The sequence below is a fragment of the Stenotrophomonas sp. HMWF023 genome (genome assembly GCF_003060985.1).
Lineage (GTDB): Bacteria > Pseudomonadota > Gammaproteobacteria > Xanthomonadales > Xanthomonadaceae > Stenotrophomonas > Stenotrophomonas lactitubi.
In genome coordinates this window covers 1-6056 of sequence record NZ_QAIJ01000101.1, presented here as the reverse complement: position 1 = coordinate 6056, position 6056 = coordinate 1, and the positions used below count along the sequence as shown (strand labels likewise).

5 protein-coding genes are annotated in these 6056 nt (G+C 66.4%); 1 reads left to right on the top strand and 4 read right to left on the bottom strand.

What is annotated here, in order from left to right; translation table 11 throughout:
• Positions 1–245: DUF5694 domain-containing protein (locus tag DBR20_RS22700; RefSeq protein ID WP_258223214.1), on the top strand; the 245-nt coding region annotated here is incomplete at its 5' end.
• Between the two features lie 30 nt (positions 246–275).
• On the opposite strand, the gene DBR20_RS05150 is transcribed toward DBR20_RS22700, so the two are convergent.
• The 4 genes from DBR20_RS05150 to DBR20_RS05135 all read right to left on the bottom strand — a co-directional run bounded on the left by DBR20_RS05150 (position 276) and on the right by DBR20_RS05135 (position 5799).
• On the bottom strand, positions 276–515 hold the full coding sequence (locus DBR20_RS05150) for a hypothetical protein (RefSeq protein WP_108265434.1): 240 nt from the start codon (positions 513–515) through the stop codon (positions 276–278).
• A gap of 64 nt (positions 516–579) precedes the next feature.
• On the bottom strand, positions 580–2781 hold the full coding sequence (locus DBR20_RS05145) for a PAS domain S-box protein (protein WP_108265433.1): 2202 nt from the start codon (positions 2779–2781) through the stop codon (positions 580–582).
• A 201-nt stretch (positions 2782–2982) separates the two neighbouring features.
• On the bottom strand, positions 2983–5376 hold the full coding sequence (locus DBR20_RS05140; RefSeq protein WP_108265432.1) for a Tex family protein: 2394 nt from the start codon (positions 5374–5376) through the stop codon (positions 2983–2985).
• Positions 5377–5583: 207 nt separating this feature from the next.
• Positions 5584–5799 (bottom strand): hypothetical protein, encoded by a 216-nt coding sequence (locus DBR20_RS05135; RefSeq protein WP_025879252.1) that lies wholly within the window; start codon positions 5797–5799, stop codon positions 5584–5586.
• Between the last annotated feature and the right edge of the window lie 257 nt (positions 5800–6056).

Below are 6056 nucleotides of genomic sequence, written 5' to 3'. Positions count from 1 at the left end.
CTTACCAGGCGGACTTCGGCGCCGCGCTGGTCGAGCCCTCCCCGCAGGGCTTTGGTCGCAACTATGTGGGCTACTGGGAAACCCGCAACCTGCGCATGGTCGCCAACATCCGCGAAGTGCTGGGCCAGCATCCGGGAACGCGCCTGCTGGCGATCGTTGGCGCTTCGCACAAAGGCTACTACGAGGCCTATCTCGACATGATGCACGACGTGCAGCTGGTGGATGCCGAAGAGGTGCTGCGCTGAGGCCGGCACCTCATCACAGCAGCAGCTCCGCTACCGGCGTTGCTGCGCATCACGACGTCCGGCGCGCCAGATCGTCACGCTGGCGGCGACGATGCAGCCCAGCGTGACCAGCAGCATCACCGCCACGCCCCACTGCACCACGGGGACCAGCATCCGGGCCTGCTGATCGTTGCGCAGCTGCTCCAGCCGGAGCCAGCCGGAGAGAGCCAGGGACCAGCCGACAACGGCCGGCGCATAGGCACGGACTGCACTCAGGTTCCAGCACGTCATTTGGTTTTCCTGCGAAGGCGGGGCGTTGGCGCAGTATTCGCCGCGCCCCTCTCACAGGCTGAGATCAGCCGTCGCTGAGGTCGCTGCCGTCCGCCGCCGGGCCTCCGGGCAGTTCACTGCTTTCGCCCTGCACCTGCACGTTGTTGCGGCCCATCGCCTTGGCCCGGTAGCACTGGGCATCGGCGGCCGCGACGGCCTGGTCCACGATCATGCCGGCAGCAAGCGGCGCGATGCCGATGCTGGCGCCGATCCGCAGCCGGTGCTGGTCCCAGGGAATGGACAGGTTGGACAGGGTATGCAACAACTCGCCGCCGATGCGCGCCGCTCGCCGTGGGCTGCACCCGGACAGGATCACCGCGAATTCGTCACCGCCCAACCGTGCAACCACATCCGAATCGCGGACACCATGGCGCAGCACACTGGCCACGGCCCACAGCACCGCATCGCCGGCCAAGTGCCCAAAGGTATCGTTGACCGGCTTGAACCGGTCCAGGTCGATATACATCAATGACGCCGCCTGGCCCGTCCGCTCGACCCGGGTGATCGCCTGCTGCAGATGTACCTCGAAGCCACGCCGGTTGCTCAGTTCAGTCAGCGGGTCCATCTCGGCCAGATGCCGCGCCTCACGCTGTCGGGCACGCTGTTGCGTGTCATCGCGCAGTACCCACACGGCGCCGCGCACATGGCCTTCATCGTCTCGAAGCCAGGCCCGGGTCAGGTCTACGGGTACTGTCGCCGCCCCCATCCTCAGCAGCAGATCGGCGTGCAGGTCCACGGCATTGCTTTCCGGATCCAACAGTACGCTGACGTCGAGCTGCGATTGCGGTGCGTATTCGGTGGTCAACGACAGCACGTCCTGCACGAGATGCCCGGCCAGCGACAATGCGCCATCGCCGGCAAGCATTCGCACGGCGGCCGCGTTTGCATATTCGATGCGTCCATCCAAGGCAACACTGAGCACCAGGTCGGCGACAGCATCGAGGGTGATGCGGCTGCGCTGTTCGCTTTCGAACAGGCGCTGCTCGCTGCTGCGCTGGGCGCTGACATCCTGGATCTGCGACACGAAATGCAGCGGTTCGCCGCGCTCATTGCGTACCAGCGATACCGACAGCCGCGCCCAGATGGTGTTGCCATCACGGCCCACGTAGCGCTTTTCAAGGTGATAGTGGGTGCGCCGCCCCGCCAGCAGATCCTGCACCAGGGCCAGGTCGGTCTGCAGATCGGCCGGATGGGTCAACCGCTGGAAATCGACCTGCAGCAGCTCCTCGCGCGGGTAGCCAAGAATGCGGCACAGCGCATCGTTGACATCCAGCCATCGCCCTTCCAGCGACACCAGTGCCATGCCCAGTGCCGCCGAAGTGAACGCACCGGCGAACTTGTCCGCCGCAAGACGTGCCTCGGCACGGGCCTGCAGGATTTCAGTGATGTCGATGGCCATGCCGACATAGCCGATGCGCTCGCCATCGGCGCCATCCATGCGGCTGATCGACAGCCGCACCTGGCGGCGCTGGCCATCCTTGCGCAGCAGTGTCCATTGCCGCGAATACGTCTGGCCGTCGGCGCGCGCACTGAGTGCCTCGAACACGCCGGGAACCTGTCCGTCAGCGCTCGCCAGCGGTCGCAGCCACGCCTGCAGTTCAACCGGGTCGTGGAAGGCGTCCAGCCGGCGCCCACCCACGACTTCAGCAGCGGTGTAGCCAAGCAGTCGCTGCGCGCCCGTGTTGAACAGGGTGATGGTGCCGTCTGTGTCGGTGGCGATCACCGCCACTTCGTCGGAGGCATCCACCACCGCCTGCAGGCGCTGCCGCATTTCGGCCGCGTCCTGGCGCGCCCGCTGCAGTTCGGTGACGTCGGCATGGGCACCTGCCATCCACAGCGGCCTGCCCTGCCCGTCCCACTCGAACACCCGTCCGCGGTCGTGGATCCAGATCCATTCGCCATTCCGGTGTCGCATCCGCAACAGACAGACATAGTGGTCGGTGCGGCCATCGAAGTGGTCCTGCAGAGCCGCATCGGACAGCGCCAGATCATCCGGATGGACCAGCGCGATGAAGGTCTTCTGGCAGATCGGCTCCAACTCGTCCAACCGGTAGCCGACGATCTCGGCCCAGCGTTCGTTGATCCGCATCTGTCCGCTCTGGACGTTCCATTCCCAGGTGCCGGCCGCGGTGCCCTCGATGATCATCGCCAGGCGACGGCGCTCTTCGGCCAGTTCCTGCAGCCGGCGCTCCAGCAGTGCGTTGCCGCTGTTGCCCTGATCGGCCATCAGCGGCCTCCCCTGCAGACGCAGCTGCCCGCAGGCCGTGGCGAGGTGCCACAGCGATCATGGAACAAGGCGGATGGTGCTGACGGCATGGCCTCCCCAGCGACAGCGGGGCCCCAAGCCCCCTTCCAGCGCAAGTGTGCGCATTGCCGGGGAACATCGACAAGTCCCCCGACCGGCCGCGCCGGGAGGGGGACGGCAGACTCAGCTGCGCTTGGCCTTGGCGAACGCCTCGGCCAGGGCATTGTTGGCTGGCGGCGCGGCCTGTGCCGGGCGTCCGCCATTGCCCGGGTTGCGCCCCTGGCCACGGCCCTGCCCGGGGTTGCCCGCGTCGCGACGTGGCGCCTGCCCCTGGCTGCGTTCGTCACGGCTGCCCGGGCGGCTGGTGGCCTGGCCGGGCGTGTCATCCAGGCGACGGGTCAGGGCGATGCGCTTGCGCGGCACATCCACCTCCAGCACCTTCACCTTGACGATGTCGCCGGCCTTGACCACGTCGCGCGGATCTTTCACATAGGTATCGGACAGCGCCGAGATGTGGATCAGGCCGTCCTGGTGCACGCCGATGTCGACGAACGCACCGAACGCGGCCACGTTGCTGACCACACCTTCCAGCACCATGCCCTCGCGCAGGTCCTTGATGTCCTCGACGCCTTCGGCGAATCGGGCCGCCTTGAACTCCGGGCGCGGATCACGGCCGGGCTTTTCCAGTTCCTTGAGGATGTCGCGCACGGTCGGCACGCCGAACGTTTCGTCGGTGAACTGCTCGGCCTTCAACCCACGCAGGAAACTGCCATCGCCGATCAGCGCCTTGATCGGGCGCGCAGTGCTGGCCACGATGCGCTCGACCACCGGGTAGGCTTCCGGATGCACCGACGATGCATCCAGCGGCTGATCACCATCGGCGATACGCAGGAAGCCCGCACATTGCTCGAAGGTCTTCTCGCCCAACCGCGATACCTTCAGCAGGTCCTTGCGGCGCTTGAACGGACCGTTGTCATCGCGGTGGCGCACGATGTTCTCGGCCACCGTCGACGACAGGCCCGACACGCGCGACAGCAGTGCCGCCGACGCCGTGTTGACGTACACGCCAACAGCATTCACGCAGTCCTCCACGCGCGCATCCAGGGCACGCGCCAGACGGTACTGATCCACGTCGTGCTGGTACTGTCCGACACCGATCGCCTTCGGCTCGATCTTCACCAGCTCGGCCAGCGGGTCCTGCAGCCGGCGCGCGATCGATACCGCGCCACGGATCGACACGTCCAGGTCCGGGAACTCCTTGGCCGCCGTTTCCGAGGCCGAATACACCGAAGCCCCGGCTTCGCTGACCACGATTTTCTGCGGTGCGTTGTCACCCAGCGCCTTGATGGCTTCACCGGCCAGCTTGTCGGTCTCGCGGCTGGCGGTGCCGTTGCCGATCGCGATCAGCTGTACGTTGTGCCTGGTGCACAGCTGCTTGATCGTCTGCAGCGACTGCTCCCACTGCCGGCGGGGTTCGTGCGGGTAGATGGTGTCGGTGGCGACCAGCTTGCCGGTGGCGTCAACCACGGCGATCTTGCAGCCGGTGCGGATGCCCGGGTCCAGGCCCAGCACGCTTTTCGGGCCAGCCGGCGCGGCCAGCAGCAGATCCTTGAGGTTGTCGCCGAACACTGCGATGGCTTCGGCCTCGGCCTTCTCGCGGGCCTGGCTGAACAGGTCCAGCAGCAGGTGCATGTGCAGCTTGGCCCGCCAGGTCAGGCGGCAGGCATCAAGCAGCCAGCGATCACCGGGGCGCCCCGTATCGCGAATGCCGGCGTTGTGCGCCACGCGCCCTTCAGCGTACTGATGTCCCGCCTCGGCGTCCTTGCCCGGGTCCAGTTCCAGGAACAGGATCTCTTCGCGGCGCGCACGGAACAGCGCCAACAACCGGTGCGAGGGGATCTTCGCCAGCGACTCGGCGTGTTCGAAATAATCGCGGTACTTGGCGCCCTCGGTTTCCTTGCCCTCGGCAACGCGGGCGCGGATCACGCCCTGCTCGCTCAACCAGCTGCGCAGTTCACCCACCAGCGTCGCGTCCTCGCCCCAGCGCTCCATCAGGATCGCGCGGGCACCTTCCAGCGCGGCCTTGGTATCGGCCACGCCCTTGTCGGCATCCACGAACGTGGCGGCAAAAACCTGCGGGTCCCGTGTCGGATCGCCCAGCAGGCCGTCGGCCAACGGCTCCAGCCCGGCTTCGCGGGCGATCTGCGCGCGGGTGCGGCGCTTGGGCTTGTACGGCAGGTACAGGTCTTCCAGCCGGCTCTTGGTGTCGGCAGCGAGAATCTCGTTGCGCAGCTCATCGCTGAGCTTGCCCTGTTCGCCGATGCTGGCCAGCACCGCCGCACGGCGGTCTTCCAGTTCGCGCAGGTAGGTCAGGCGGGTTTCCAGGTTGCGCAGCTGGGTATCGTCCAGGCCGCCGGTGACTTCCTTGCGGTAGCGGGCGATGAACGGAACGCTGGCGCCTTCATCGAGCAGGCCGACGGCGGCGCTGACCTGGGCGGTCTGGGCACCGATTTCATCGGCGATGGTCTGGGCGATCTGCTGGGCGAGCTGGCGCTGGGCGTGCTTGGCGTCGTGCATTGTTTCCGGCCTGGGCCGCATTGCGGGAAAGGCCCATTCTTGCAATGCGCGGGCGGCAGGGACAAGGCGTTGACAGAACGGCGGTTCAGGCGGCGGGTCCGGATCGGACGCCGGCATCCTGGCAAATGGGGCTCGGACTGGCCCCGGGGCTGGGATGCCGGCGCGGACGCGCGATGGTGGGGCGCGTCCTGCCGCGTATTGCGAAGGTCAGCGGTAGTGGCGGGCGGCACGCTGCATGACGATGTCGTCACGCAGGCTCTCAAGCGCCATCAGGCGGACCTTGCCGACACCCTGCAGTTCCATGAACCGCTCCGTGTAGAACTCCGGCCCCAGCGCGGTATCGGCGCGGGATTTGCTGAAGCCGTAGGGCACCACGCCCTTCTCGCCATCCTTGCTACCACCGACATAAAGAACGATTGCCATGTGATGTCTTCCTCCAAATTGCTACTGCGTACTGCACACGATGAGCGGTACTTGCGAGCCCATCGGGGTAGAGCTTACCGCGACCAAGCTGACTGGAACGTCACGAAGACTAATGACGATCGGTTGCATGCAGATGACTGCGGGATAGCAGCAGAAAGCTTACGGATCTTTAACTTTCGGCTAACGAATAGGGGGATTTCCAGCCAACGGCGCAGCCCCTCGTGGGTGGTCGCGCAGAGCGATTCATGTGATTGGGC

What these genes read in the sequence shown, in the direction of transcription:
- DBR20_RS05150 (WP_108265434.1), bottom strand. Translation starts at nt 515, where the DNA reads ATGACGTGCTGGAACCTGAGTGCAGTCCGTGCCTATGCGCCGGCCGTT.
- DBR20_RS05145 (WP_108265433.1), bottom strand. Translation starts at nt 2,781, where the DNA reads ATGGCCGATCAGGGCAACAGCGGCAACGCACTGCTGGAGCGCCGGCTG.
- DBR20_RS05140 (WP_108265432.1), bottom strand. Translation starts at nt 5,376, where the DNA reads ATGCACGACGCCAAGCACGCCCAGCGCCAGCTCGCCCAGCAGATCGCC.
- DBR20_RS05135 (WP_025879252.1), bottom strand. Translation starts at nt 5,799, where the DNA reads ATGGCAATCGTTCTTTATGTCGGTGGTAGCAAGGATGGCGAGAAGGGC.